The 26207-nt window shown below is 59.4% G+C and carries 26 protein-coding genes; 13 read left to right on the top strand and 13 right to left on the bottom strand.

Features of this window, described 5'->3' with window-relative positions; genetic code table 11:
• Positions 1-29 precede the first annotated feature (29 nt).
• On the top strand, positions 30-692 hold the full coding sequence (locus PPUTUW4_RS02525) for a hypothetical protein (protein WP_015093255.1): 663 nt from the start codon (positions 30-32) through the stop codon (positions 690-692).
• A gap of 55 nt (positions 693-747) precedes the next feature.
• Here PPUTUW4_RS02525 and PPUTUW4_RS02520 read toward each other — a convergent pair whose 3' ends face one another.
• Positions 748-2814 carry an AsmA family protein gene (locus PPUTUW4_RS02520; protein ID WP_015093254.1) on the bottom strand — a complete coding sequence of 689 codons (2067 nt, stop codon included), beginning with the start codon at positions 2812-2814 and terminating at the stop codon, positions 748-750.
• Between the two features lie 387 nt (positions 2815-3201).
• Here PPUTUW4_RS02520 and PPUTUW4_RS02515 point away from each other — a divergent pair, with 387 nt between their 5' ends.
• From PPUTUW4_RS02515 to PPUTUW4_RS02485, 7 genes are all read left to right on the top strand, one after another.
• Complete coding sequence (locus PPUTUW4_RS02515) at positions 3202-3714, top strand: hypothetical protein (protein WP_015093253.1); 513 nt, start codon at positions 3202-3204, stop codon at positions 3712-3714.
• Positions 3715-3885: 171 nt separating this feature from the next.
• Positions 3886-4518 carry a TetR family transcriptional regulator gene (locus PPUTUW4_RS02510; RefSeq protein ID WP_007979686.1) on the top strand — a complete coding sequence of 211 codons (633 nt, stop codon included), beginning with the start codon at positions 3886-3888 and terminating at the stop codon, positions 4516-4518.
• A 288-nt stretch (positions 4519-4806) separates the two neighbouring features.
• Positions 4807-5307 (top strand): urease accessory protein UreE, encoded by a 501-nt coding sequence (gene ureE / locus PPUTUW4_RS02505; RefSeq protein ID WP_015093252.1) that lies wholly within the window; start codon positions 4807-4809, stop codon positions 5305-5307.
• Positions 5304-5978, top strand: coding sequence for an urease accessory protein UreF (locus PPUTUW4_RS02500; RefSeq protein WP_015093251.1), 675 nt, complete (start codon positions 5304-5306; stop codon positions 5976-5978). Before ureE ends, PPUTUW4_RS02500 begins: the two co-directional genes overlap by 4 nt.
• A gap of 23 nt (positions 5979-6001) precedes the next feature.
• The gene (ureG, locus tag PPUTUW4_RS02495) at positions 6002-6616 is read left to right on the top strand and encodes an urease accessory protein UreG (protein WP_007979691.1); all 615 of its coding nucleotides are present in this window, start codon (positions 6002-6004) and stop codon (positions 6614-6616) included.
• Positions 6617-6642: 26 nt separating this feature from the next.
• Positions 6643-7215 (top strand): HupE/UreJ family protein, encoded by a 573-nt coding sequence (locus PPUTUW4_RS02490; RefSeq protein WP_015093250.1) that lies wholly within the window; start codon positions 6643-6645, stop codon positions 7213-7215.
• 202 nt (positions 7216-7417) lie between these two features.
• Entirely contained in the window at positions 7418-8551 is a 1134-nt protein-coding gene (locus PPUTUW4_RS02485) for an AGE family epimerase/isomerase (RefSeq protein ID WP_015093249.1), read from the top strand.
• Positions 8552-8653: 102 nt separating this feature from the next.
• On the opposite strand, the gene PPUTUW4_RS02480 is transcribed toward PPUTUW4_RS02485, so the two are convergent.
• From PPUTUW4_RS02480 to PPUTUW4_RS02440, 10 genes are all read right to left on the bottom strand, one after another.
• A complete protein-coding gene (locus tag PPUTUW4_RS02480; protein ID WP_015093248.1) occupies positions 8654-9559 on the bottom strand; it encodes a cation transporter in 906 nt (301 codons plus the stop codon).
• Between the two features lie 171 nt (positions 9560-9730).
• A complete protein-coding gene (locus tag PPUTUW4_RS02475) occupies positions 9731-10492 on the bottom strand; it encodes an SDR family oxidoreductase (protein ID WP_007979699.1) in 762 nt (253 codons plus the stop codon).
• A 294-nt stretch (positions 10493-10786) separates the two neighbouring features.
• On the bottom strand, positions 10787-11035 hold the full coding sequence (locus tag PPUTUW4_RS27725; protein ID WP_083884527.1) for a hypothetical protein: 249 nt from the start codon (positions 11033-11035) through the stop codon (positions 10787-10789).
• A gap of 296 nt (positions 11036-11331) precedes the next feature.
• Positions 11332-12048, bottom strand: coding sequence for an ABC transporter ATP-binding protein (locus PPUTUW4_RS02470; RefSeq protein WP_007979701.1), 717 nt, complete (start codon positions 12046-12048; stop codon positions 11332-11334).
• The gene (locus PPUTUW4_RS02465) at positions 12045-12917 is read right to left on the bottom strand and encodes an ATP-binding cassette domain-containing protein (RefSeq protein ID WP_015093246.1); all 873 of its coding nucleotides are present in this window, start codon (positions 12915-12917) and stop codon (positions 12045-12047) included. The genes PPUTUW4_RS02470 and PPUTUW4_RS02465 overlap by 4 nt, the downstream gene beginning before the upstream one ends.
• Entirely contained in the window at positions 12914-14197 is a 1284-nt protein-coding gene (gene livM / locus PPUTUW4_RS02460) for a high-affinity branched-chain amino acid ABC transporter permease LivM (RefSeq protein WP_015093245.1), read from the bottom strand. Before livM ends, PPUTUW4_RS02465 begins: the two co-directional genes overlap by 4 nt.
• 3 nt (positions 14198-14200) lie before the next feature.
• On the bottom strand, positions 14201-15115 hold the full coding sequence (locus PPUTUW4_RS02455) for a branched-chain amino acid ABC transporter permease (RefSeq protein WP_008048116.1): 915 nt from the start codon (positions 15113-15115) through the stop codon (positions 14201-14203).
• Positions 15116-15365: 250 nt separating this feature from the next.
• Positions 15366-16499 carry an ABC transporter substrate-binding protein gene (locus tag PPUTUW4_RS02450; protein ID WP_007979707.1) on the bottom strand — a complete coding sequence of 378 codons (1134 nt, stop codon included), beginning with the start codon at positions 16497-16499 and terminating at the stop codon, positions 15366-15368.
• Positions 16500-16863: 364 nt separating this feature from the next.
• Positions 16864-18147, bottom strand: a complete 1284-nt coding sequence (locus PPUTUW4_RS02445; protein ID WP_015093244.1) for an FAD-binding oxidoreductase — start codon at positions 18145-18147, stop codon at positions 16864-16866.
• A 156-nt stretch (positions 18148-18303) separates the two neighbouring features.
• On the bottom strand, positions 18304-19794 hold the full coding sequence (locus tag PPUTUW4_RS02440) for an aldehyde dehydrogenase family protein (protein WP_007973303.1): 1491 nt from the start codon (positions 19792-19794) through the stop codon (positions 18304-18306).
• 174 nt (positions 19795-19968) lie between these two features.
• Here PPUTUW4_RS02440 and PPUTUW4_RS02435 point away from each other — a divergent pair, with 174 nt between their 5' ends.
• From PPUTUW4_RS02435 to nadE, 3 genes are all read left to right on the top strand, one after another.
• Positions 19969-20880, top strand: coding sequence for a LysR family transcriptional regulator (locus PPUTUW4_RS02435; protein WP_015093243.1), 912 nt, complete (start codon positions 19969-19971; stop codon positions 20878-20880).
• Positions 20881-21072: 192 nt separating this feature from the next.
• A complete protein-coding gene (pncB, locus tag PPUTUW4_RS02430; protein ID WP_015093242.1) occupies positions 21073-22299 on the top strand; it encodes a nicotinate phosphoribosyltransferase in 1227 nt (408 codons plus the stop codon).
• Between the two features lie 4 nt (positions 22300-22303).
• Complete coding sequence (gene nadE, locus PPUTUW4_RS02425; RefSeq protein WP_015093241.1) at positions 22304-23131, top strand: ammonia-dependent NAD(+) synthetase; 828 nt, start codon at positions 22304-22306, stop codon at positions 23129-23131.
• A 174-nt stretch (positions 23132-23305) separates the two neighbouring features.
• On the opposite strand, the gene azu is transcribed toward nadE, so the two are convergent.
• Positions 23306-23752 carry an azurin gene (gene azu, locus PPUTUW4_RS02420; protein WP_015093240.1) on the bottom strand — a complete coding sequence of 149 codons (447 nt, stop codon included), beginning with the start codon at positions 23750-23752 and terminating at the stop codon, positions 23306-23308.
• A gap of 344 nt (positions 23753-24096) precedes the next feature.
• Between azu and PPUTUW4_RS02415 the strand changes: the two genes are divergently transcribed.
• Both PPUTUW4_RS02415 and PPUTUW4_RS02410 read left to right on the top strand, forming a co-directional pair.
• A complete protein-coding gene (locus PPUTUW4_RS02415; protein WP_007973290.1) occupies positions 24097-24684 on the top strand; it encodes a TIGR00730 family Rossman fold protein in 588 nt (195 codons plus the stop codon).
• Positions 24685-24752: 68 nt separating this feature from the next.
• Positions 24753-24932, top strand: coding sequence for a hypothetical protein (locus PPUTUW4_RS02410; protein ID WP_007973286.1), 180 nt, complete (start codon positions 24753-24755; stop codon positions 24930-24932).
• 144 nt (positions 24933-25076) lie between these two features.
• Here PPUTUW4_RS02410 and PPUTUW4_RS02405 read toward each other — a convergent pair whose 3' ends face one another.
• Positions 25077-26018: an IS110 family transposase gene (locus PPUTUW4_RS02405; RefSeq protein ID WP_015093239.1), complete on the bottom strand. Its 942-nt coding sequence runs from the start codon at positions 26016-26018 to the stop codon at positions 25077-25079.
• Between the last annotated feature and the right edge of the window lie 189 nt (positions 26019-26207).

Raw genomic sequence — 26207 nt, 5'->3', positions numbered from 1 at the left:
CCAACCGCCCCAATTGATCCGAGGCCTACATGGAATCTTTCAAATCCGACACTTACATTGTCAATGGCAATATCACGGTTTTTTTTGGCACTCATGCCAAACAATTCAAAAAAGATATTTTACACTCCAGCTTGCTGGGTCAGTTGATTGCGGACCAATCTCCCAACACCTGGCTCTCTTCCTATATAACCACACTGGGCAAATTTTACTGGACAATCAATAAAACCAACCCCCACAATTTTCCCAGCGAAACAACCAGCCTGCTAAATATCGTATCCACAGCCTTGCCTGATGCAATACAAAAAGAACGATTACAGCAACTGAGCGATGCATTATCTTCCATCGCACAGTTAGCCGCTGATACGCCTGCAGGTGAAACGCTCCTGAACAGGGTTCAAAAGCAAAATGCACCCGTCGACGATGAAGCACCCACGTTCACCGTGAGCACACTGTTCACTCTGGTTTGCGAAAATAAAAAAATCCTTTCACTCCAAATATCGCTCGAAACTACTCGCGCAGTAGGACTTGCCGTCTTTGAACAACCAATCTCTGACAAGATCATCCTGGGTGATATCGAATCCGTTTTGTGGACAACCTATTTGTCGGAAGACAACTACGCCAAGATTCGGGATCAGGTCATTAATAAGCTTGGAAGCAAGCCTCACACCTGCCTGTTTCCCATCGAAGCGTAACCGCTCATCACGCTATTGGCTCTCTGGTCCAATAGCGTGCACACAAACTCTTCTATTACTTGACCGTCTTCGGCGCCTTGCCCGACTTCATCTGCTCCAGCAACGGCGCGCATTGATTCGGCTCACCACCGCTCGGTGCCACCAGCGCCAGCAACCCTGCCGCCGGTGCGGCAATTACCCCCAGCGCCACCATTCCGGCGCCGCGCAGCATTAACGGCACGGCCTTGACCCCGGCATCGGGCTTGATGAACTTGCCGCGCACATACAGCGGCGAACGCAATGAAATCAGGCGCCAGCCCTTGGATTCCGGGGTGATGGTCAGGTCCAGTTGTTCCGTCGCCATGTTAGCGGTGCCGTCGATGTAGACGACGGCGTTCTCAGTGTCGAATACAAACAGCCGGGTGGTTGCCAGGCCCGACTGGATACCGAAGTCGGCGGCCGCGCAGTTGATCTTCACTTCCTTGTCGCCAAAGATCTTGCCAACCACGTAGTTGCCGACGTTCAGGCCCGCCAACTCCATCAATTCGCGACTGATGGCGCCATCGTTGATCAGCATTTTCAGATCGCCATTGGCGCTGCCCAGCAGCCTGGCCACCGAATTGCCGCGCCCGCTGATATCAGCGTCGCCATTGAGTTCGCCAAAACTGGTCTTCATCGGCTCAAAGCCGGGGAACAACTGTTTGAGCTTGAATCCCCGCGCCGTGAGCCTGGCGTGGCCTTCCAGGGGATCGGTGTGGCCGTTCAGGCGAATCTGTGCGTCCAGCTTGCCGCCGGCCACGCCGAAGCGCAGCGGTTCGAGGCTGAGCACACCATCGGTGAGCACCAGATGGGTATAGAGGTCGTTGAATGGCAGTTTTTCGCTGTGCACGATGCGCTTGCCGGTGAACTCGACATCGGCGTCCATATCGCGCCAGCGGTCTGTCTTGAACTCCTCGACCGGCAGCACTTTATCCGCCGGTTGTTTGCTGTCACCGCCACGGGCCTTCTGTTTGGCGTTGGAATCGGCGCCAATCAGCGGCGCCAGGTCAGCGAACAGCAATTGATTGGACAGTAGCGAGCCGCTGAGTTTTGGCCGTGGCTGGCTGGCCACGTAGGTCAGACTGCCGTGGATGTCACTCTCGCCGATCTTGCCGTTGAATTCCTCATAGCGAAACACCGCACCGCCCGGTTCGTGCAACTTGGCGATCAGATGGCCGTCGGTGGCATAGGGTGGGGTGTCCGGCAGGATCACGCCGGTCAGTGGGTAGAGGTTGCCCAGGCTGGTGCCGGCCAGTTTCAGGCGCAGGTCCAGGGCGCCGAGATTCAGCGGATCGGTCAGGATGCCGGCCAGTTCGACGCTGGAATCGGCAATCTTCACCTGTGCCTGCAGCGGAAACGGGCGTGCCGCATCCTGCAACGCCAAGAGCCCGCCAATCTTGCCCTGGCCCGCAAGTTTCTGGCCGTGGTACTGGCCGTTGACCTTGAGGGCGAACGCATAATCCTGGGGTGAGGAGCCCTTTTCCTGCGCGGCTTTCGCCGCTTTGTCGCCGACGATATCGCTGAACGGAATCGGCTTGCCCAACGGATCAATCAGCACGTCGAGCTGCGTCTTCAGGCTCTGGTCGTCGAGGGTGACGTGGCCCTTGTCGAAACCGATCGCACCGATATCCACCACCCAACCGGAAGGCTCGGCGTTCGGGTCTTTGGGGTCGAATTTGAACGTCCAGTTGGCGCGTCCGTCAGCCAGGCGTTGCAGCTGCGCATTCGGCTCGGCTAGGTCGATACGCGGGATCACCACCCGCTGCGCCAGCAAAGCCAGGGGTGAAATGCGCAACTCGACACGCTTGAGAGTGGCCATCTGCGGTTGCTTCGACCAGTCCGGGTTGCCCAGGCTGAGGTCCTCGGCCACCACATGGGGCCACGGCACCCAGGCGCGCCAGCCGCTTTCATCGGGCTCGGTCTGCCAGACCACCGACAGATTGCCGTTGATGGCGAAAGCGCGGTGCAGTTCTTCGGAAACCTTGGCATTGAGCGGCGGTTTGATCCGGTTCCAGTCGAAGAACAGGATGATCAGCACCAGCAACGCCAACAAGGTAAGGAAGGTAGAAAGGGTCCAGACAAAAGTCTTTTGGGTGCGCGTCATTGCACAGGGCTCCTGATACGACTGAGCGCCCCGACTGCGACGCACAGGTGAAACGGTGAGCCGGAAGCGGCTCGCCATGAAGTCTACGACTGATAAAGACCCGGCAGGTTTAATCGATAGACCGATTTCGCCGAATTCAGCCAGTCCAATACTGACCCATCAGTCATTCTGCGTTACCGACCCCGCACTTTTACACGTCACGAGTGGGTCGAAAATACCCAAACCGGCGCAAGACAACTCGCCGGAAACGCCCGGCCCAGAGCCTCCCCAACAAACAATCAATTCCGTTGATTATTACCATTGCGTTTATGAACTTTTATATCGACTTATCGAGAGTAGCATTGCCCTCGTACCCACTTTTTCGCACCCCCGAGGAGCACAACAATCATGAAACGCCAATTACTGCTTAGCCTTTCACTCTCGATGCTGGCCAGCACTGCTTTTGCCCTGCCAGCAGCTGACCAGGCCACTCCACAAGTGAAACAAGACCACTCGGTGTTCAGCCAGACTGTCGCCGCCGATGGCTCCGACCGCACCCCACAAGGCCAGACCCTTGCCGCTGATGGTTCGGACCGCACCCCACAAGGCCAGACCCTTGCCGCTGATGGTTCGGATCGCACCCCACAAGGTCAGACCCTGGCTGCCGACGGTTCGGATCGCACCCCACAAGGCCAAACCCTCGCCGCTGATGGTTCGGATCGCACTCCACAAGGTCAAACCCTCGCTGCCGACGGTTCGAATCGCACTCCACAAGGCCAAACCCTCGCCGCTGATGGTTCGGATCGCACCCCACAAGGTCAAACCCTCGCTGCCGACGGTTCGGATCGCACTCCACAAGGTCAAACCCTCGCTGAAGGCGGTGGTGACCGAGTGATCGAACGCAACAGCACTCTGAGCTAAGCCCCATGGCCGCCCAGAAAAAAAGCCCAATCCCCGGATTGGGCTTTTGACTTTTCAGCAGTGCGCTTTATAGATGCCGCACTTCCCCGTTTGATCCCTCACAGTCGTTCGACGCCGGCAAAGCCGATTTGCTAGAGTGCGCCGCGTCCCTGTCCAGAAAACGCCCTTGCGATGCTGCCCCGCGCCGAACAGAAACAACAGACCCGTAATGCCCTGATGGACGCTGCCCGGCGCCTGATGGATGGCGGCCGAGGATTCGGCAGCCTGAGCCTGCGTGAAGTCGCGAAAACCGCTGGCATCGTACCGACCGGTTTCTATCGCCATTTTGCCGATATGGATGAACTGGGCCTGGTGCTGGTCAGCGAAGTCGGCCAGACCTTTCGCGAAACCATTCGCCTGGTACGGCACAATGAATTCGTGATGGGGGGCATCATCGATGCCTCGGTGCGGATCTTTCTCGACGTGGTCAGCGCCAACCGCTCGCAGTTCCTGTTTCTCGCCCGCGAGCAATACGGCGGTTCGCTGCCGGTGCGCCAGGCCATTGGCCGTCTGCGCGAAGGCATCAGTTCGGACCTGGCGGCGGATTTGTCACTGATGCCGAAACTGCAGCACCTGGACATCGCCGACCTGAGCGTCATGGCGGATCTGATCGTCAAAAGCGTGTTCGCCACCCTGCCGGACATCATCGATCCGCCAGCCGAGGCCTTGCCTGAGCACCTGACGCCCCAGGCCAAGATCACCCAGCAACTGCGCTTCATCTTTATCGGTCTCAAGCACTGGCAAGGGCTCGGTAGCACTGAGTAACCTCTTGAGGAAGCCCACATCCCTGTGGGAGCGAGCTTGCTCGCGATAGCGTCGGCACATACAGAATCAATGTGACAGATACGCCGTCATCGCGAGCAAGCTCGCTCCCACAGTGAACTGCATCGCTTCAACTTGGTGCGCAACTCAAAAACAACGCACCAACTTCAACCAAAAAACCCACTTAATCGATACCCCTCCTACGCCCCTGTCAGCCATTTCCTACGCATCATGTCAATTGGCAAGCCCCTTGCTCTAGCCTGAGCATCGTCCATTGCTGGAAGCCTTCCGATGCTGGTGATTCATCGCAGAATCGACCCTCAACCCGTTTGGGCCGCCGAACTGCACCTGACGTTCGAAGCCCGCAGCAAAAGCCGTTTGCGCTGTTTCAGTGCCGAGGGCGAAGACGTCGGGTTGTTTTTGGAGCGCGGTCAACCGCCCCTGCATGACGGCGAATGCCTGCAAGCCGAAGACGGGCGAATCGTGCGTGTCTGCGCCCGCCCCGAACAACTGCTACACGTCACCTGCGCCAATGCCTTCGAACTGACCCGCGCGGCCTACCACCTGGGCAACCGCCATGTCGCCTTGCAAGTCGGCGACGGCTGGTTGCGCCTGCTCGACGATTACGTGCTCAAGGCCATGCTCGAACAACTCGGTGCCATTGCCTCGAACATCGAAGCGCCATTCCAGCCGGAACATGGCGCCTACGGCGGTGGCCATCATCATTCGCGCCACGGTGATGAAGACTTCAACTACGCGCCGAAACTGCACCAGTTCGGCGTACGCCCATGAACCCGGCCTGGGCGCTGCTGCGCCTGGCCAGTCCGCAATTGCCGATTGGCGGCTACAGCTACTCCCAAGGGCTGGAAATGGCTGTGGATAACGGCCGGGTAAACGACCCCGACAGTGCGCGACGCTGGATCGGCGATCAGTTGCTGTTGAATCTGGCACGTTTTGAAGCGCCGTTGCTGCTCGCCCATTGCGTGGCCGCCAGCGAGGACAACTGGGGCCAATTGCTGCAACGCTGCGAGGAACACCGTGCCAGTCGCGAAACTCGCGAGCTGCATCAGGAAAGCCGGCAGATGGGGTACTCGTTGCAGCAGTTGCTCAACGGCTTGCCGGAACTCGACACACCCGCCCGTGCCTTCCTCGAACAATGCAGCGAGCCACATCTGGCCCTGGGTTGGGCCCTGGCCGCGCGCGCCTGGCAGATCAGCCCGCAGGACGCCTTGGCTGCGTGGCTATGGAGCTGGCTGGAAAACCAGTTGGCGGTGCTGATGAAGACCTTGCCATTGGGTCAGCAAGCCGCCCAACGCCTGACCAGCGAACTGTTGCCGCTACTTCAACAAGCTCAACAGAACGCCACCCGAATCGATCCCGATCACTGCGGCAGCGCCGCTTTCGGCCTGTCCCTGGCGTGTATGGCCCATGAGCGCCAGTACAGCCGTCTGTTCCGTTCCTAGGGCCTGTTATTTTGGAGAATCACATGAACACACAACCTCTGCGAGTTGGCATCGGCGGCCCGGTCGGTTCCGGCAAAACCGCCCTGACCCTGGCCCTGTGCCTGGCCCTGCGCGAGCGCTATAACCTGGCCGTGGTGACCAACGACATCTACACCCGCGAAGACGCCGACTTTCTGGTGCGCAACGAAGCCCTGGCGCCGGAACGCATCATCGGCGTGGAAACCGGCGGCTGCCCACACACGGCCATCCGCGAAGACGCATCGATCAACCTTGAAGCCGTGGATCAACTCAATCGTCGTTTTCCGGGGCTGGACCTGATTCTCGTGGAGTCCGGCGGCGATAACCTCTCCGCGACTTTCAGCCCGGAACTGTCCGACCTGACGATCTACGTGATCGACGTTTCGGCCGGCGACAAGCTGCCACGCAAGGGTGGGCCGGGGATCTGCAAATCCGACCTGCTGGTGATCAACAAGATCGACCTGGCGCCGCTGGTCGGTGCCTCGCTGGAGATGATGAACAGCGACACCCAGCGCATGCGCAACGGCAAGCCATTTGTCTTCAGCAACCAGAAAACCGGCCAGGGTCTGGAACAGATCATCGCCTTCATCGAACGCCAGGGCTTGCTGACCGCGGCCTGATCACCACTTCAACAAGGAAGCTTTCCATGACACTGAAACGCATTCTCGGCGCCCTGGCCCTGCTGCTGACGCCAGCCCTTGCCCTCGCCCATCCGGGGCACGGCGACAATGGCTTGATCGCCGGTATCAGCCATCCGCTTGGCGGTCTCGATCACCTGCTGGCGATGCTCGCGGTCGGCCTGTGGGCCGCACAGCAGCAGGGTACTGCGCGCTGGGCGCTGCCGTGTACCTTCGTTGGCACCATGCTGATTGGCGGGATGCTGGGTTTTGAAGGGTTGAACCTGCCTGCACTGGAGAGCGGGATTGCCGCTTCCGTTTTGGCCTTGGGGCTGGCGGTGGCGCTGGCTGTACGTCCACCGTTGGTGATGGCGGTAGGTGCGACGGCATTGTTTGCGCTGTTTCATGGTGTGGCGCATGGGCTGGAACTGCCGGACATGTCGAGTCCATGGACCTATGCCGCAGGCTTTGTCGCAGCGACGGCGGTGTTGCATGCGGCGGGTTATGCGCTGGTGCGGACCTTGCCGCTGGCGGCAGCACCGCTGGTTCGACTGGCGGGCGCGGCTTCGGCGGCGACCGGGGTGTGGTTGCTGGCGGGTTGATTCTCTAGCGCCTTCCACGGCCTCTTCGCGAGCAAGCCCGCTCCCACATTTGATCTTTGTTGTTCACAAGTACTGTGTTCACAGCAAATCCATTGTGGGAGCGGGCTTGCTCGCGAAGGCGGCCTGACAGACACAGCCTCTCTCAAGTCAGCCTCTCTGCTAACATGTCGCGCAATCGCCCTTGCCGTGACGACGCCAGCCAATGCCACCTGTTTCCCGTTCCGCCTCCCAGCCTGAATTGACCGCCCTGTTCGCCTCGGTGCAGCAGCATTTCCTGAACGTCATCGTGCCGCTCTGGCTAGGTCCTGGCTGGAATGCCGACATGGCGTTGCCTTATGAGGCGCTGGATGCCGGACACCACCCGCTGCCACCGCAACGCTACCGGGCCATGGCCTGTGCGCGGCAGTTGTATCTGTTTGCCAGCCTGATCGGTCAGGTGCCGGGCGCCGAAGAGCGTGCCGCCGCTTTGTTCCGCTCGTTGCAGCGGCACTTCCACGATGCAGAGCACGGCGGCTGGTTCTACAGCGTCGATGCACATGGTGCGCCGCTGGATCAGCGCAAGGACCTCTATACCCACGCGTTCATCCTGTTCGCCTGCGCCCATTACTGGGACAAGGTCCGCGAGCCGCTGGTCGAGTCGGTACTCAACGCCTCGCTGGAAGTGATCACGCAGCGTTTCGCCACGGACGACGGTCTGTATGAAGCCACGCTCGACCGCGACTGGGCATCGCTGGGCAGCGGCCCCTTGCAAAACCCGCTGATGCACCTGGCCGAAGCATTCCTCGCCACCCTGTCGGTGCGTGAAGACCTCGACGTGCAACAAGCACTCACCGAGTTATGCACAGCCATGCACGCGCGCTTCATCGATCCGCAGCACGGCGTGTTGATGGAAAAGCCGCTGGGGTCTGTGGATAACTGGTTTGAACCGGGGCATCAGTTCGAGTGGTATTTCCTGCTGGAATCCTCGGCGCTGCTGCGCACTTCAACCCTGCATGCCGATCTGGAAAGGGCCTTCGCCTTTACCGAGCAATTGGGCGTGGATCAACAGACCGGTGCGGTGCGGGCCATGCTCGATCTCGAACCAGATGGCGGCGTCCGGGATGCCACACAGCGTATCTGGGCCCAGGCCGAGTACCTGCGCGCCCTGACGCTGCGACCCGATAGCGAGTCGGATGTTCTGCGCCAGTTGCAGGCGTTGCAGCAGCGCTCGCTACATACCGGCGGCTGGTATGAGTGTCGTGACGCCCATGGTGAAGTCAGCCGCCGCGACATGCCGTCGACCACGCCTTATCACCTGGCGACCTGTTATCGCGGGCTGGCGGAATATCTCGGCTGAGTGTTTGGTTGCTTTCGCGAGCAGGCTCGCTCCCACAGTTGTTCGCATTTCAATGTGGGAGCGAACCTGCTCGCGAATGACCTCAAAGAAGTCACCTGACTGTCACTCAATCCACTTGCGGTCCCCGGTAAAGCTGATGGTCAGCCATCGTGCGGCATCCGGCTCGCCAAGCTTTGTGGAAATTTCCTCGCGCAAACTGTCCAGTTGCCCCACACCGTCCAGCCAGTAATCCTTCGGCAATACGATGTGGATCTCGATAAAACACGCCCTGCCGTGCTTCTGCACGTAGGAAATGTAGTCGTCGAAACCATGCTCGACCTTCGCCACCTCCATCACCTGACGCACCTTGTCGTCCAGCTGATCCGGGACGATCCCCAACACATCGCGCAAGGCCGGTCCGAGGATTTTGAGCGCCGGGGGAAGCATGCCCAAGGCCAGCAGAATCAGGATCATCGGGTCGACATACACCGCCCACTTGTCGTAACCCTGAGTCTTGAGCAGCAGCGCGATGAGGAAACTCACCAGCAAACCCGCCGACAGCATCGCGTCCACCAGCCAACTGATGTTGTCGAACTGGATCAGCGATGAGTTGAGCGTGCGGTTGCGGTGGCGGACGTAGAAAAAATAAATGAGCTCGACGACGGTAAACACTGCCGCATAGACGATTACCAGTCCGAGTTCGACCTCGCGGCCACCATTGATGATGCCGAACACGCCGTTGAGAAAGGCGTAAATGGCGACCAGGAAAATGAAGCTACCCTCGATGACCAGCACCATGGGTTCCAGGTGCCAGGAACCGAACTGGAAGCGCTGGTTGCTTTCCTTGGCGATCAGCCGGGCGGTGATCAGCATCAGGACCTTGATGAAGGCCGCGATCAACGAAAAGAAGCCATCGAACAGGATGGATTGAGCGCCCGACACAAAACCGGTGATGATCCCGGCGAATGTCACGGCGAGCATCAGGAAGGTCGATTGTTTGAGCAGCGCCTGCTCGCCTCGATTACTCACTGGATCTCCTCTAAGACCTCTAGACCGCCGGGTGTGGCGGGGTTGTTGGGTGAGGAGTCTAGCTGATGTCTTGCACTGCCAGTTCCGACCCCTTCGCGAGCAGGCTCGCTCCCACAGGTACAGCGCAATCCTTGTGGGAGCGAGCCTGCTCGCGAATGGCCGTGACTCGTCTTAAGACTTGCGCTCGATTGCAAACCCGGCCCAGGTCTGGCTCACCGGCATCAGCTCCAGGCTGTTGATGTTGATGTGCGCAGGGGCATTGAGTACCCAGAAAATGGTCTCGGCGATGTCTTGCGGCTGGATCGGCTCGGCGCCGGCGTAGGTGGCGTTGTAGCGCTCCTGGTCACCGGCAAAACGCACCAGCGAGAACTCGCTCTCGCACAGGCCCGGCTCGATGTTGCTGACCCGTACGCCTGTGCCCTGCAGATCGCAGCGCAGGTTCAGGGAGAACTGTTTGACGAACGCCTTGGTCGCGCCATACACATGGCTGCCCGGGTACGGGTAGTTGCCGGCGATGGACCCCAGATTGACGATGCCGGCGCCACGACCGTGGGCGATCAGGCGTGGCAACAGCAGACGGGTGCTGTACATCAGGCCTTTGACGTTGGTGTCGACCATGGTGTCCCAATCGTCCAGGTCGCACTTGGGTGCCGGATCGACGCCCAGGGCCAGCCCGGCGTTGTTGATCAACCCACGCAGCTTGGCAAAGGACGGCGGCAGATTGGCAATCGCTTCCTCCATGGCCTTGCGATCACGCACATCGAGCACCAGGCCATGGACTTCGGTCTGCTTCGACAGCTCGGCGCACAGTGCATTGAGGCGCTCTTCACGACGGCCTGTCAGCACCAATTTCCAGCCAGCGTCGGCAAAACGACGGGCACAGGCTTCACCAAAACCGGAGGTCGCGCCGGTAATAAACAGGGTGTTGGACATCGTGTTCTCCTTGCTTCGGCTGATCGCCAGCCATTGGAATGGTAAATCAGCAGGCAGAATGCCCGGCCTTGCCCATAGCGGCAACCGCACTTTCTGTACAAAAAACGATCAATCCTCGCAATCCCTTGGCCAGCCTGGCTTGCAGCCATGTGCGCGCACGTTATCCACAGGCCGGTCCACAGTCTTTGGGGGCAAGTGGAAAAGCTGCAAGCCGCTGTCCACAAGGCTTTGCGCGGTTTTTTGAAACTTTTTTGCTTGACCCTCAATAGCCCGCCGTGTAGCCCCTGGGGATTTTCATGACTGACGGGTCAAACCAGCGATGGCGCCAAGCCAGTAACCACGGCCTTCAGCCGGGTCTTTCCAGAGTTTAATCACAGACTTATCCACAGGCTTGTCCACGCTGATTCCACCCACTTTCATCTCGAACAAAAAGGTTGACAAAGCGCTCTTCAAGTTGCGCAAAAACACTTGATCAAAAACTGAACATGCCTCTGCAGGCCACGGTTTAAAAGGCCTGCAGCCAGCTACTCCCACGTTATTCACAGCCGGCTCCACAGCAAACGGGGACAAGTCAAAACCGTGACAAAACAACTATTTGCAGCGGCTTTATGTCGCGCTTCGGGAGCTCTTGAATATTGTTTTCCACAATTTCCCGGAGGCACGCCAAAAACCCTGTGGGAGCGAGCTTGCTCGCGATAGCGGTTTGTCAGTCAACATCAATATTGGCTGATAGATTGCTATCGCGAGCAAGCTCGCTCCCACAGGGTTTAGTGGTGTTTGGGAGATGTAAAAAAGCCCCGGCGATTGCGCGCCGGGGCTTGTGCATAACCCACTGAATCTCAGTGGCCGCCGAGGTAAGCGTTACGCACATCCTCGTTGACCAGCAGCTCCTTGCCGGTGCCGGTCATGCGGATTTCGCCGTTGACCATCACGTACGCCCGGTCCGACAACCGCAGGGCGTGGTTGGCGTTCTGTTCCACCAGGAAGATGGTCATGCCGGTCTTGGCCAGTTCTCGCAGGGTCGCGAAGATCTGTTTCACCACGATCGGCGCCAGCCCCAGGCTCGGCTCATCGAGCAGCAACAACTTGGGCCGGCTCATCAGGGCGCGAGCGATGGCAAGCATCTGCTGCTCGCCACCGGACATGGTCATCGCCCGCTGGGTACGCCGCTCTTCCAGTCGCGGGAACAGCTCGAACATGCGTTGCATGTCTTCCTTGGCGTACTTGTCACCGATAGGGATGGTACCCATCAGCAGGTTTTCCTCGACTGTCATGTCGGGGAACACCCGCCGCCCTTCCGGCGATTGCGCGATGCCGTTGGAGGCGATGTAGTGGGACGACTTGTGGGTAATGTCCACGCCCTGATAAAGGATCTGCCCGTCGGCGGCCCGTGGCTGGCCGAAGATCGACATCAGCAGGGTTGACTTGCCGGCGCCGTTGGAGCCGATCAGGCTGACGGTCTCCCCTTCGTTGATGTGCAGCGAGACGCCTTTAAGGGCCTGGATCGGGCCGTAGAACACGTCCAGGTCCTTGAGTTCGAGGATGGGTTTGCTCATACCACCTCCTCTTCGTCGGCGCCCAGGTACGCGGCAATCACTTTCGGATCGTTGCGGATGTCATCGGGACCACCCTCGGCGATGACGACGCCGTGGTCCAGCACCACAATGTGGTCGGAAATGCTCATTACCATGCCCATGTCGTGTTCGATCAGCACCACGGTCAGATCGTGCTCATCGCGCAGCAGCCGGATCATCGCGCTCAGCGCTTCGGTTTCCTGAGGGTTGAGGCCGGCGGCCGGTTCGTCGAGGCAGATGATCTGCGGACGGGTGCACATGGCGCGGGCGATTTCCAGACGGCGTTGCTGACCGTAGGACAGTTCACCGGCCAGGCGGTTGGCGCAGTCCACCAGGTCCACCACTTCCAGCCAGTAGAAGGCATGGTCCAGCGCATCGCTTTCGGCCTTGCGATAGCCCTTGGTGTTGAGAATGCCGGCCAGCATGTTGCGGTTGACCCACATGTGCTGGGCCACCAGCAGGTTTTCCAGCACCGACATTTCCTTGAACAGGCGAATGTTCTGGAACGTCCGCGCCAGGCCGGCACGGTTCACCAGGTGGGTGCCGCCGAACATCTTGTAGCGCAGCCGGGTGATGAAGCTTTTTGGCGACACGAAATCGGTCGGCTTGAACGATTCGCCCAGCAACTTGATAACGTTGGTCTGTTGCCCGCGCACGTTCAGTTCGATCTTGCCGCCGGAGGCCTTGTAGAACCCGGTCAGGCAGTTGAACACCGTGGTCTTGCCGGCGCCGTTGGGCCCGATCAGGGCGAAGATCGAGTTGCGCTTGACCTTCAGGCTCACATCATTCAATGCCTTGATGCCGCCGAAGTGCATCATCAGCTTCTCTACGGAGAGTACGACTTCGCTCATGGCGCTACTCCTTTGCGCGGGGTCACACCGGTACGGCTGATCCGAATCAGACCGCGCGGTCGCCAGATCATCATCAACACCATCAGGATGCCGAACAGCAGCACGCGGTACTCGGCGAAGCCACGCAGCAGTTCCGGGGCGACAGTCAGCACGAAGGCTGCAATCACCACGCCTATGGTCGAACCCATGCCGCCCAGTACCACGATGGCGAGGATCAACGCCGATTCGAAGAAGGTGAACGAGGTCGGGTTGACAAAGCCCTGGTAGGTGGCGAAGAACACCCCGGCCAGACCGGCCGTCGAGGCACCGATGGTGAATGCCGAGAGCTTGACCAATACGTGGTTCAGGCCCATGGAGCGACAGGCGATTTCGTCTTCACGCAGGGCTTCCCAGGCGCGGCCGACCGGCATGCGGGTCAGGCGATGCTTGATGTACAGCACAGCCAGCACCACCAGGAACAGCACCGCGTAGATGAAGTAGTACTTCACGTCGGGGTTGTAGGCGATGCCGAAGAACTCATGGAACGGCACGCCGCCGTCCTTGGCTCGCTTGCCGAACTCCAGGCCGAAGAAAGTCGGCAGCGGTGCCGGCATGCCGTTCGGGCCGCCAGTGAGCGACAACCAGTTGTTGAGGACCAGGCGGATGATTTCACCGAAGCCCAGGGTCACGATCGCCAGGTAGTCGCCGTGCAGGCGCAGCACCGGGAAACCGAGGATGCAACCGGCCAGGCCGGCGATGATCGCCGCCAGCGGCAACACCGTCCAGAAGCCCAGGCCGAGGTATTGGTAACCGAGTGCCAGGCCGTAGGCGCCAATGGCGTAGAACGCCACGTAACCAAGGTCGAGCAGGCCGGCCAGGCCAACCACGATGTTCAACCCCAGCCCCAGCAGTACGTAGATCAACCCGAGGATGACCACGCCCAGCAGGTAGGAGTTGGAGAAAAACGGAAACACCACGGCAATCAAGATCACCAGCGGGATGATCCAGCGCAGCCGCGACTTGTAGTCAGGCGCCAGCACATGCACCCCGGAGCCTGTCGTTTCAAAGCCTTCGAGGATTTTCAGGCCCTGGGCTGTCTGCAGGAACATGCTCAGGGCAAAACGTCCGGCCATGACGATCGCCACGATCCACGCCACCCGGGTGGTTTCCAGGTTGAAGCCATAGCCATCGAGAACGACACCGACAATCGGCCCGAACACAATCAGGGCAATGAGACCGGCAAGAATCGCGTCAACCAGGCTTTTTTTGATATCGATTGTTTTATGAGTGGTTGAAGACATCGCTTACACCTTCGACACAAGAGGACGGCCGAGCAGGCCTTGAGGCCGAAAGACCAGAACGAGGACCAACAGCGAGAAGCTGAAAACGTCTTTGTAGTCCGAGTTCACCAGGCCGGAAAACAGCGACTCGGAAATCCCGAGAATGATCCCGCCGAGCATCGCGCCGGGCAGTGAGCCAATCCCGCCGAGCACCGCGGCGGTGAACGCCTTGATCCCGATGATGAAGCCGGCATAGAAGTCGAATGTGCCGTAGTTCATGGTGATCAGCACGCCGGCCAGGGCCGCCATCGCTGCACCGATGATGAACACGTAGGAAATCACCCGATCGGTGTTGATCCCCAGGATCGAAGCCATCTTGCGGTCTTGCTGGGTTGCACGGCACATGCGGCCGAGCTTGGTGTACTTGATGATGTAGGTCAGCGCGGCCATCCCGACAAACGCGGCGACCAGAATGAAGACCTTGGTGTAGGTCAACTGAACGAAACCGGTACCGATATCAACGCGCCAGGCACCCGACAGCAAAGTCGGAACGCCTTGTTGCTTCGCGCCTTGGGAGATCTGTGCGTAGTTTTGCAGGATCAGGGAGATACCGATCGCACTGATCAGCGGTGCGAGTCGAGTGGAGTTGCGCAGGGGTTTGTAGGCGACACGCTCGATGACCCAGCCATACACCGCCGTGACGACGATGGTGAAGATCAGTGTGCCAAGCATCAGCAGCGGGAAAGATTCGATACCGAAGTAAGCCAGCAGAGCCAGACTGATTGCCGCGAGGTAAGCGGAAATCATGTAAACCTCGCCGTGGGCGAAGTTGATCATGCCGATGATGCCATAGACCATTGTGTAGCCGATGGCGATCAGGCCATAGACCGACCCGAGGGTCAGGCCGTTGACCAGTTGCTGCAGGAAAATACCATCCATAACGCAATCTCACGCAATGAGAACCTGCACATGTGGCTGTGCGGTTCTTCTAAGGAAAATACAGATATACGTCGGAGCAATGACAACCAGGATCAACCCGGCCACCACCGCCCCCTGTAGGAGCGAGCTTGCTCGCGAAGAACCTGAGGACAACGCGTTGAACCAGCAAGCACGCGTTATCGTTGACGTTTTTCGCGAGCGTGCTCGCTCCTACAGGGAATCAGTGGGGTTCAGGTGATCGAGTCAGCCCTTACTTCTGTTTTTCCAGCTGGTGGTATTTGCCGTCCTTGTCCCACTGGTAAACCACGTAGTCGGAGACTTTCAGGTCGCCCTTGCTGTCCCAGGTCTTCTCGCCCATGACGGTCTTGACCGGGTTCTTCTTCAGCCATGCGGCCGCTTCTTCACCCTTGTTGGACTTGGCGCCGTTGAAGGCGGCTGCCAGGGCCTGGACCGAAGCGTAGGCGTACAGGGTGTAGCCTTCAGGCTCGGTACCGGCCTTGCGGAAGGCGTCTACCACGGTCTTGCTGTCTGGCAGCAGGCGTGGGTCGGCGCCGAAGGTCATCAGTACGCCGTCAACGAATTGCGGACCGCCAGCGGTGGTCACCAGTTCGTCGGTCACGATGCCGTCGTCGGACATGAACTTGACGTCCTTCAGGCCTTGTTCACGCAGTTGACGCACCAGAGGACCGGCTTCCGGGTGCAGGCCACCGAAGTAGACGACGTCAGCGCCAGCGCCGCGGATCTTGGTCACGATGGTGCTGAAGTCTTTCTCGCCACGGGTCAGGCCTTCATACAGCACAGGTTTCACACCACGCTTCTCAAGCTGAGCCTTGGTGGCATCCGCCAGGCCCTGACCGTAGGTGTCCTTGTCGTGCAGCACGACCACTTTCTTGCCCTTGAGCACGTCGACAATGTAGTCACCGGCCACGATGCCTTGCTGGTCGTCACGCCCGCACATGCGGAACATGGCGCTCAGGCCGCGCTCGGTCACAGCCGGGTTGGTGGAGCCTGGAGTGATGGCGATGATGCCTGCTTCGTCGTAGATCTCGGAGGCCGGGATGGTCGACGAGGAGCAGAAGTGACCGACCACGCCGGCGACTTTCTGGTTGGTCAGGTCCTTGGCGACCGTCACAGCCTGTTTCGGTTCGCAGGCGTCATCGCCCTTGACCAGTACGATTTTTTCCCCGTTGACCCCGCCCGACGCGTTGACCGCATCGGCCGCCGCTTGTGCACCCTTCATGTACTGTTCGCCAAATGCCGCGTTGGCGCCTGTCATTGGTCCCGCTACGCCGATCTTGATGTCAGCCTGAGCAAACGCAGAAACACCCAGCGCAGTTGCCACTGCGAGGGCCAGAAAGCCTTTCTTGTAAAACGTCTGGGACATGAGGTGGTGCTCCATGGTTTTTTTTAATTGGCACTGCGACTTCACTGAATGCTCAGAGCAAGGGCCGTGCCATCGGTTTTTTATTCTGAAAAAAGTCGCTGCTTTCTTGTTATTTCGACTGTTTCGATCCCATTTTCATTGGGCGTGCAACCGTCTAAACCGCGGAAGGTAAAACCATTATTTTTTTGAGGCGCAACCCGCCCGCGCCATCATTGCAACCGCGGCTTTAAACGACGTGCAACCAGCCTGTAACAACGTGCGTCACCGAAGTGCACACTGCTGGTGCGAGACTGCTACAACCCGCACCACTACAGGCTAGCTGCAGATCGAAAAAGCGCCGCTTGCGCCCTGCAAAAATCAACATTCAGATCACGATCCGCAGGCACTGGCCTGCGTGATACAGCGAGAACCCCGCCTCGTACAGACAGCTGCGCAACCCCACCCCGGCCAATGGCTGCATGGGCGCGAAAGGAATCGGTAGCGCTTGAGGATTTCCGTTACACAGGTAATCGGCAAAGGCCTTGCCGACCACCGTTCCCGTGGTCACGCCCCGACCGTTGTAACCGGTGACTGCCACCAAACCGGGCGCTGGCTCGAACAGGCGCATCAGATGATCGGGGGTGAAGGCGATGCGGCCGGTCCAGGTGCACTCCCATTCCACCGGTTTGAGGTACGGGAAATAGTGCTGCTGCACGCGGTCGGCCCAGGCCTTGAGGAACCAGGTCGGCTTCTGATTGCCATTGCCCAGGCTGCCAAGCAACAGGCGACCGTCTTTATCCCGGCGGATGCTGCTGAGCACCTGTCGGGTGTCCCAGGAACCCTGGCCACCGGGCAGAATTTGCCGGGCGGCTTCTTCGGTCAGCGGCACCGAGGCTACCTGATAGTAATAACCGGGGAAGAAATTGCGCCGCAGTTCCGTCCAGTCGCCTTCGGTGTAGGCATTGGAGGCAATCACCACTTTCTCGGCCATCACCGAACCCTGGGCGGTTTGCACCGACCAGCGCTGGCCCTGGCGTTCGAGCCGGGTGACCGGGGAATGATCGAACAATTGCCCGCCCAGGCCGATGGCCGCCTTGGCCAGCCCCGTGGTGTAAGCCATCGGGTTGAGCGTGCCGGCGCGGCGATCGAGCAATGCCGCGGCGATCTTTTTCGTGCCGGTGGCTTGCTCGCAGGCCTGACCGGTGAGCAGCTCTACCGGCGCACCGCGACGTTTCCATTGTTCTTCACGACTGCGCAAGTCGGCTTCGCCACGGGCGTTGTGCGCCATGTGCAGCGTGCCTTCGCGGCGCAACTGGCAATCGATGTTGTACTTGTCCACAAGGCTGAACACCAGGGATGGCGCCGCGCCCAGCATGCGGTTGAGCTGGCTGCCGACCTCAGTGCCGAACCCGGCTTCGATCTCGTCCGGGGGGATCCACATCCCGGCATTGACCAGCCCGACGTTGCGCCCCGAGCCACCATGGCCGGCACGATGGGCCTCCAGCACACAAACGGTCTTGCCTTGCTCCAGCAGATGCACCGCCGCCGACAAACCGGTAAACCCGGCGCCGATGACGCAGACATCCACCGTGACCTCACCCTTGAGGGCCGAATTGTCCGGCCTCTGTGGCGTCAGTTTTTCCCACAGACACTCTTCGCGTAACGGCATTGCCAGACTCCGAAAATGAAACCTAACAAACACATTCATTCAATGTGGGAGCGGGCTTGCTCGCGAAAGCGTCGGCACATCCAGCATCAATGTGACTGATAAACCGCTTTCGCGAGCAAGCCCGCTCCCACAGGGGATCACTGTCCGACTCGAGTATCAGTCGAAGGTGATGCCCTGCGCCAACGGCAACTCCAGCGAATAGTTCACGGTGTTGGTCTGGCGGCGCATGTAGCCGCGCCATGCATCGGAGCCGGATTCGCGACCGCCGCCGGTTTCTTTTTCGCCACCAAACGCGCCACCGATTTCCGCACCGCTCGGGCCGATGTTGACGTTGGCGATGCCGCAATCGCTGCCCACCGCCGACATGAACTGCTCGGCTTCACGCACATCGGTGGTGAAGATGCACGAGGACAGGCCTTGTGGCACGGCGTTGTTCAGGCGCAGCGCTTCCTGGAAGTCGGTGTAGCCGACCACGTACAGGATTGGTGCAAAGGTTTCGTGGCAGACCACATCGCTCTGCTCCGGCATTTCGACAATGGCTGGCGACACGTAGTAAGCGTTCGGGAACTGGTCTTCCAGCTGGCGCTTGCCGCCGAACACCTTGCCGCCTTCGCTCAACGCCTGCTCCAGCGCATCCTGCATGTTGTCGAAGCTTTGCTTGTCGATCAGCGGGCCGACCAGGTTGCCTTCCAGCGGATGGCCGATACGTACTTTCGAGTACGCGGCTTTCAGGCGGGTGACGATTTCTTCTTTCACCGATTCATGAGCGATCAGTCGACGCAAGGTGGTGCAGCGCTGACCGGCGGTGCCGACGGCACTGAACAGGATCGCGCGAACGGCCATGTCCAGGTCGGCGCTCGGGCCGAGGATCATTGCGTTGTTACCGCCCAGTTCGAGAATGCTGCGGGCAAAGCGCGCGGCCACTTTCGGTGCCACTTCGCGGCCCATGCGGGTGCTGCCGGTGGCGCTGATCAGGGCTACACGCGGGTCGTCCACCAAGGCTTCGCCGGCATCGCGACCACCGATCACTACCTGGCACAAATTCGCAGGCGCATCGCTGAAGTTCTTCACGACGCGGTCGAACAGCGCCTGGCAGGCCAGCGCGGTGAGCGGGGTCTTTTCCGACGGTTTCCACACCACAGGGTTGCCGCACACCAGTGCCAGTGTGGTGTTCCAGGCCCAGACCGCAACCGGGAAGTTGAAGGCGCTGATCACCCCGACAACGCCCAGCGGGTGCCAGGTTTCACGCATATGGTGGCCAGGGCGCTCGGAAGCGATGGTCAAACCGTACAATTGACGGGACAGGCCGACGGCGAAGTCGCAGATGTCGATCATTTCCTGAACTTCACCCAGGCCTTCCTGGGTGATCTTGCCGGCTTCCCAGGACACCAGCTCGCCGAGGTCGGCCTTGTATTCGCGCAGCACTTCACCGAATTGACGCACCAACTCACCACGGCGCGGTGCCGGAACCTTGCGCCACAGTTCGAACGCATGATCTGCGCGACTGATGTGCTGCTCGACCTCAGCGGCGCCTTCCCAGTTCACGGCGGCGATCCTGCTGCCATCGACCGGCGAATGCACCGGCACTTTGCCGTTCTGGTACAGGGCCGGGTTCACACCTAGACGATCAAGCAATGCGGCAACCATGGGTCACTCCTCAAGCAAAAGACAGAACACGTGCAGCCGGAAATTCACGGCTGATCAGACCTGTAGTTTTAGCTGCCCGGAGGTTACTCAACAAACGACCTTTAAGAGAGATATCATTCCGTTTATTCATGCTGTGCATTGCTGGCAATAAGAAACAAGAACCAAGGACCGCCCATGCTGAATAAACGCTACCTGCCATCGATCGCTGCGTTGCAGTGCTTCGAAGCCGTCACCCGGCACTTGAGCTTCACCCGGGCTGCCGAAGAGCTGAACCTGACCCAGAGCGCCGTGAGCAAACAGGTCGCGCAACTCGAGGAACTGCTGCAGCACCTGCTGTTCCGCCGAGTGCGCCGCCGCCTGCAAATGACGCCGGCCGGTGATCTGTACCTGGTCGAGGTGCGAAAAATCCTCACTCAGGTCGAGATGTCGACCCACTACCTGCGTTCCTACGGTGGCGAAACCGAAGTCCTGCGGGTTTCGACGCCGCCCACCTTCGGCGCCCGCTGGCTGGTGCCGCGCCTCAAAGGCTGGCGTCTGCGCCATCCGTCGATCCATCTGGACCTGTGCAGCGAGCAGGAAGCCGACGACCTGCTGCAAGGTCGCAGCGACCTGGCGTTCTACTTCGGCCAGGGCTCGCGGCCCGGCACCGAATGCCTGAAGCTGTTTGGCGAAGAGCTGGTGCCAGTGTGCGCCCCGGGCAGCCTGCCGGACACCCCGTTCACCGACCCGACGCAACTGACCGACCTGGTCCTGCTGCAAAACGCCTCCCGCCCCCAGGCCTGGCATGACTGGTTCGACCACCAGGGCTACCACACCGAGCACAGCTACCACGGCCCGCGTTTCGAAACCTTTTACATGTGCATCCGCGCCGCCCAGGTTGGCTGCGGCGTGGCGCTGCTACCGCGCTTTCTGGTGGAAGAGGAACTGGCCGACGGCAAGCTGGTCATTCCCTGGCAGCATGCAATGCCCAGCAGTGACGCCTATTACCTTGCGTACCCGGAACACTCGGCGGAAGTGCCCAAGGTGCGGGACTTTGTGAAGTGGATGCTGGAGCAGATTGATAGTCCGGATGCCCCACAACATTGAGCCTTTTCACAATCCCTGTGGGAGCGAGCTTGCTCGCGATGGCGTCATTACATTCAATACTTGAATTGCCTGTCAGTCCGCTATCGCGAGCAAGCTCGCTCCCACAAGGATCTGGGGCAGTCTGAAAAATTGCTGGCAATCCCCACCACCGTTGTGCGCCACTAGCTCTATTCAATGTGGAGAACCCCCGTTATGAGCGAGAGTGTGTTTGCCGATCGCATCGTGCAGAACCTGCTCGACACCGACTTCTACAAGCTGACGATGATGCAGGCGGTGCTGCACAACTACCCCAACGTCGAAGTCGAATGGGAGTTTCGTTGCCGTAACGGCGAGGATTTGCGCCCGTACCTGGCGGAAATCCGTTTCCAGATCGAGCGTCTGGCCGAACTGAGCCTGAGCGCCGATCAATTGAGCTTTCTGGAACGCATCAGCTTCCTGAAGCCGGATTTCCTGAGCTTTCTCGGCTTGTTTCGCTTCAACCTGCGCTACCTCCACACCGGTATCGAAAACGGCGAGCTGGTCATCCGCCTGCGCGGCCCCTGGCTGCATGTGATCCTGTTCGAAGTACCGCTGCTGGCGCTGGTCAGCGAGGTACGCAATCGCTATCGCTACCGCGAAGTCGTGCTGGAGCAGGCCCGCGAGCAGCTCTACCGCAAGTTCGACTGGCTGAGCGCCAACGCCAGCAGCGATGAATTGTCCGAGCTGCAGGTGGCCGATTTCGGCACGCGCCGCCGTTTCTCGTATCGGGTTCAGGAAGAAGTGGTGAATGTGCTCAAGCACGACTTCCCCGGACGTTTTGTCGGCACCAGCAACGTGCACCTGTCCCGGGAGCTGGACATGAAACCGCTGGGCACCATGGCCCACGAATGGATCATGGCGCACCAGCAGCTCGGCCCGCGCCTGATCGACAGCCAGATCGCCGCACTCGATTGCTGGGTCCGCGAATACCGTGGCCTGCTGGGGATTGCCCTGACCGACTGCATCACCATGGATGCCTTCCTCGGCGATTTCGATCTGTTTTTCGCCAAGCTTTTCGACGGTTTGCGCCACGATTCGGGCGATCCGGTGGTCTGGGCAGAAAAAGCCATCGCCCACTATCACAAGCTCGGCATCGACCCGATGAGCAAGACACTGACCTTCTCCGACAGCCTGACCCTGCCCAGGGCCCTGGAGATATTCCGGGCGCTGCGCGGTCGGATCAATGTCAGCTTCGGCATCGGCACCAACCTGACCTGTGATATTCCGGGTGTCGAACCGATGAGCATCGTGCTTAAAATGGCCGCCTGCAACGGCCAGCCGGTGGCGAAGATCTCGGACGAGCCCGGCAAGACGCACTGCAAAGACCCGAATTTCGTCGCGTACTTGCGACACGTTTTCCAAGTACCTGCCGCCCTTTCAAGTCCATCAAGCAAGGAGTGAATTCATGCAAGCCGTACAGCGTGAGATTGCTGAACAGCTCAAGGTCCAGCCGCCATTCGCCGACGAAGCCGCCCTTGAGGCCGAAGTCGCCCGGCGGGTGACCTTCATTCAGGACTGCCTGGTCAACTCCGGGCTCAAGACCCTGGTCCTGGGCATCAGTGGCGGTGTCGACTCCCTGACCGCCGGCCTGCTGGCCCAACGGGCCGTACGTGAACTGCGCCAGCGCAGCGGTGATGCTGCGTACAAATTCATTGCCGTGCGCCTGCCCTACGAAACCCAGTTCGATGAACACGACGCCCAGGCTTCGGTGGATTTCATCAAGCCGGACGAGCGCCACACCGTGAACATCGGCCCGGCGGTCAAATCCCTGGCCAATGAAGTGGCGGCCTTCGAAGGCAAACATGCGGTCTCGGTGGACTTCGTGCTCGGCAACACCAAGGCGCGCATGCGCATGGTCGCTCAGTACACCATCGCCGGCGCGGCCCATGGCCTGGTGATCGGCACCGATCACGCGGCAGAAGCGGTGATGGGCTTCTTCACCAAGTTCGGTGACGGCGCCTGCGACCTGGCGCCACTGAGCGGCCTGGTGAAAAACCAGGTCCGCGCCATCGCCCGCAGCTTCGGCGCGCCGGAATCGCTGGTGGAAAAAGTCCCGACGGCGGACCTTGAAGACCTGTCGCCCGGCAAACCGGACGAAGCCTCCCACGGCGTGACCTATGCCGAGATCGACGCGTTCCTGCACGGCCATCCGGTGCGTGAGGAAGCGTTCAAGATCATTTGCGACACCTACAACAAGACCCATCACAAGCGTGTGATGCCGTTCGCGCCTTGATTGGTGATTGAATGAAAAAGCCCGCTGAAGAGTGATCCTCAGCGGGCTTTTCTTTGGCCAGCACATTTGTTGATGCAGATGGCCCATTCGCGAGCAGGCTCGCTCCCACATTTGATCGCGGTCTAAATGTGGGAGCGGGCTTGCTCGCGAAGAACGATGACGCGGTGTACCTGATTACTTCAGGGTCACGGTGCCTTTCATCATCGAGATGTGGCCCGGGAACGAGCAGAAGAACCCGTACTTTTCACCGGCCGCGAGCTTGGACACGTCGAATGTCACTGAATCGGTTTCCTTGGCGCCGATGATCTTGGTGTGGGCGATCACACGGGCGTCGCCTTCTTTCAGGTAGTTCTTGTCGATGCCGGCGCTCAGGCCATCGGTGGCGATCGGCTGCATGTCGGCTTCTTTACTCAGCACCCAGTTATGGCCCATGACGTTCTTCGGCAAGCTGCCGGAGTGCTTGAGTTCCACGGTAAACGTCTTGCAGCTCTTGTCGATTTCAATGGCCTTCGTGTCGAAAGACATCTGGTCGGTGGAGTCGACAGTGACTTTGCACTCGGCAGCCATCAATTGGCTGCTGGCCAGTGTCAACAGGGATACCGCAACAAGTTTGGCAAACATGGTGAATCTCCAAGGCAGGGTTAACGAAATCGCGAATAAACAGAAGACTGCCTGAAAACTTCGCAAGTTCATATGACTTGAATCAAAAATTGTATACAACTTTCGAGCTATGGCACCGATGCGAAATATCTAACGGCCAAGTGTCTGGCCCGGGCCTATCATCAGCCCGTCCCCCTTCAAATGGAATGCCTGTCATGTCGATCAACAGCCTGTTGTGCAGTTTGCTGGCCGCCTACGCCTGCGGCGCCAGCGGTACGTACGAAACGCCAAAACACCAAGTCTAGCCCTTGGAGTGCCGCGCGCCTGCCTTTACTCTGTGGCCCTGATCGACCATGGAGCAAGGCATGTCTTTAACATCCGTTTGTGTATTTTGTGGCGCCAGCACCGGCACCCACCCGGCTTACCGCGAAGCAGCCGTGGCCCTTGGCCGGGCTCTGGCCGAACGCAAGCTGACCCTGGTGTATGGCGGTGGCGCCGTGGGGCTGATGGGCATCGTCGCAGATGCGGCTCTGGCGGCCGGCGGAGAAGTGATCGGCATCATCCCGCAAAGCCTCAAGGACAAGGAAATCGGCCACAGCGGCCTGACCCGCCTGGAAGTTGTCGATGGCATGCACGCACGCAAGGCGCGGATGGCCGAACTCAGCGATGCCTTTATCGCGCTGCCCGGTGGCCTTGGCACCCTCGAAGAACTGTTCGAAGTCTGGACCTGGGGCCAGCTCGGCTACCACGGAAAACCGCTGGGATTACTGGAAGTGAACGGTTTCTACAGCAAATTGACGTCTTTTCTTGATCACATCGTCGGCGAAGGCTTCGTTCGCGGGCAGCACCGTGACATGCTGCAAGTGAGCGAATCGCCGCAAAACCTGCTCGATGCTCTGGATGCCTGGCAACCGTCCGTAGCGCCAAAGTGGGCCGAGCAAAAACCCAGCTAACGGCTCGGCACCGATACAGGGCAGAATATGCGCCGCTCAACCTCACCTTCGACCCCAGAGGATCGCCCATGGCTAAACCTAATTATTCCTTCGCCAAACGTCAGAGAGACTTGGCCAAGGAGCAGAAGAAAGAGGAAAAGCTTCAGCGCAAGAAAGCTACAGCTGAAGAAGCGGCACTGAACCCTGAGGGTGAAGTGGCGGCAGAAGACGATGTTGATGCACCGAAAGACTCGGCGCCCGACGCCTGAGAACCTCCGGGCCGGTTGATCTGATCTGGCCCACCGGATCTGTGTAATGGATTGGCAGCTTGGCTGCCGATCCTCACAGGCCAATCGTATGACTCCAGAACACCGCAATCCCCTGTGGGAGATTCTATGGTTGAGGGAAAGCCCTCAACTGGCTTTTGGCTGATATTCGCTTTGCCCTTTCAGCAAGGCGAATACCACCCGAGCAAGCTTGCGAGCCAGCATCACCAACGCCTGAGTGGTGCTGAACCCCCGAGTTCTTTGTTCTTCGTAATACCCTTTCCAGGCTTTCGTACGGCTAGCCGACATCGCTGCATTGTGCAGAAGTCGGCGGGCCTCGGGGTCACCGCGCTTGGTCAAACTGCGGCGAGCGTCCTTCTGTCCTGATTTCGCCACCCGTAAATCCATGCCCAGGAAGGCGATAAATGCATCCGCGTTTCTAAAATCCCCTCGCTGAAATGCGGTTATCAAGCGGGCCCCAGTCAAAAAACCAATACCCTCAACTTTCAGGCAGCGCTTCAATTGACCGAGCAAACCGGCTTCTTTGAGCTGATCGTTGATCGTCTTTTCGATCAGCGTCTCAAGCTGCTGCATGGACTTCACTTGCTCGGCAAAAGCCGCCTTGAGCAGCGGCTCATTCGACCAGCTCTGCACCAGGCCGACCCTGGCCTGGACCAAGGCTGCGCGACGGCGGAAAAGGCTCAGGAGCTGGCGGTACAGCGGTGAGGGCGGGGTCCAAGGACGCAACTCCTCGGCTTCGTTCTTCAGGTAACGAGCCAGTAGCTTGGCATCCAGTGCGTCGGTTTTGGCGCGGATTTTCACGCCTTCGCGATAATGTTTGAGTTCATAGCCTCCCACCATGTAAATCGTGCAACCGGCCTCATAGGCCAGATCAGCGAAGTCCAGGTGGTAGATGTTGGTCGCCTCAATGGCAATAGCCACCGTCCCCGACAACGCCTTCAGCCACTGCTTGATGGATGTTTTGGTGTTGGCAATCTCTTCAAGCAAATCACCATCAGACTGATAAATCACCAGTTCATTCTTGGCGACATCCACACCCACGATCGGTTTTGATAGAGAGACCGGCATTGCCACAGGATTTCCTCCGGGATAAGGTTTGAGCACTTGAAGGGCTCACCCAGAGGCGCAGGCTTGTTCCTATCGTCGGTCTAGCCAGATGCATTCTTTATCGGCGCTTGGGTGAAAGGAGGAGGGGCGATATCTCCCACGGTCTGTACTGCGTCAACAGTCAGAATCGAGCCTTGTCCCTCCTCCTCC

This window comes from Pseudomonas sp. UW4, assembly GCF_000316175.1.
Classification (GTDB): Bacteria; Pseudomonadota; Gammaproteobacteria; order Pseudomonadales; family Pseudomonadaceae; genus Aquipseudomonas; species Aquipseudomonas laurylsulfatiphila.
Note: the sequence above shows the minus strand (reverse complement) of the source record. Positions and strands in the feature narration are given on the sequence as shown.

Coding starts and splice junctions, on each gene's coding strand:
- PPUTUW4_RS02525 (WP_015093255.1), top strand. CDS start 30: ATGGAATCTTTCAAATCCGACACTTACATTGTCAATGGCAATATCACG.
- PPUTUW4_RS02520 (WP_015093254.1), bottom strand. CDS start 2,814: ATGACGCGCACCCAAAAGACTTTTGTCTGGACCCTTTCTACCTTCCTT.
- PPUTUW4_RS02515 (WP_015093253.1), top strand. CDS start 3,202: ATGAAACGCCAATTACTGCTTAGCCTTTCACTCTCGATGCTGGCCAGC.
- PPUTUW4_RS02510 (WP_007979686.1), top strand. CDS start 3,886: ATGCTGCCCCGCGCCGAACAGAAACAACAGACCCGTAATGCCCTGATG.
- ureE (WP_015093252.1), top strand. CDS start 4,807: ATGCTGGTGATTCATCGCAGAATCGACCCTCAACCCGTTTGGGCCGCC.
- PPUTUW4_RS02500 (WP_015093251.1), top strand. CDS start 5,304: ATGAACCCGGCCTGGGCGCTGCTGCGCCTGGCCAGTCCGCAATTGCCG.
- ureG (WP_007979691.1), top strand. CDS start 6,002: ATGAACACACAACCTCTGCGAGTTGGCATCGGCGGCCCGGTCGGTTCC.
- PPUTUW4_RS02490 (WP_015093250.1), top strand. CDS start 6,643: ATGACACTGAAACGCATTCTCGGCGCCCTGGCCCTGCTGCTGACGCCA.
- PPUTUW4_RS02485 (WP_015093249.1), top strand. CDS start 7,418: ATGCCACCTGTTTCCCGTTCCGCCTCCCAGCCTGAATTGACCGCCCTG.
- PPUTUW4_RS02475 (WP_007979699.1), bottom strand. CDS start 10,492: ATGTCCAACACCCTGTTTATTACCGGCGCGACCTCCGGTTTTGGTGAA.
- PPUTUW4_RS02470 (WP_007979701.1), bottom strand. CDS start 12,048: ATGAGCAAACCCATCCTCGAACTCAAGGACCTGGACGTGTTCTACGGC.
- PPUTUW4_RS02465 (WP_015093246.1), bottom strand. CDS start 12,917: ATGAGCGAAGTCGTACTCTCCGTAGAGAAGCTGATGATGCACTTCGGC.
- livM (WP_015093245.1), bottom strand. CDS start 14,197: ATGTCTTCAACCACTCATAAAACAATCGATATCAAAAAAAGCCTGGTT.
- PPUTUW4_RS02455 (WP_008048116.1), bottom strand. CDS start 15,115: ATGGATGGTATTTTCCTGCAGCAACTGGTCAACGGCCTGACCCTCGGG.
- PPUTUW4_RS02450 (WP_007979707.1), bottom strand. CDS start 16,499: ATGTCCCAGACGTTTTACAAGAAAGGCTTTCTGGCCCTCGCAGTGGCA.
- PPUTUW4_RS02445 (WP_015093244.1), bottom strand. CDS start 18,147: ATGCCGTTACGCGAAGAGTGTCTGTGGGAAAAACTGACGCCACAGAGG.
- PPUTUW4_RS02440 (WP_007973303.1), bottom strand. CDS start 19,794: ATGGTTGCCGCATTGCTTGATCGTCTAGGTGTGAACCCGGCCCTGTAC.
- PPUTUW4_RS02435 (WP_015093243.1), top strand. CDS start 19,969: ATGCTGAATAAACGCTACCTGCCATCGATCGCTGCGTTGCAGTGCTTC.
- pncB (WP_015093242.1), top strand. CDS start 21,073: ATGAGCGAGAGTGTGTTTGCCGATCGCATCGTGCAGAACCTGCTCGAC.
- nadE (WP_015093241.1), top strand. CDS start 22,304: ATGCAAGCCGTACAGCGTGAGATTGCTGAACAGCTCAAGGTCCAGCCG.
- azu (WP_015093240.1), bottom strand. CDS start 23,752: ATGTTTGCCAAACTTGTTGCGGTATCCCTGTTGACACTGGCCAGCAGC.
- PPUTUW4_RS02415 (WP_007973290.1), top strand. CDS start 24,097: ATGTCTTTAACATCCGTTTGTGTATTTTGTGGCGCCAGCACCGGCACC.
- PPUTUW4_RS02410 (WP_007973286.1), top strand. CDS start 24,753: ATGGCTAAACCTAATTATTCCTTCGCCAAACGTCAGAGAGACTTGGCC.
- PPUTUW4_RS02405 (WP_015093239.1), bottom strand. CDS start 26,018: ATGCCGGTCTCTCTATCAAAACCGATCGTGGGTGTGGATGTCGCCAAG.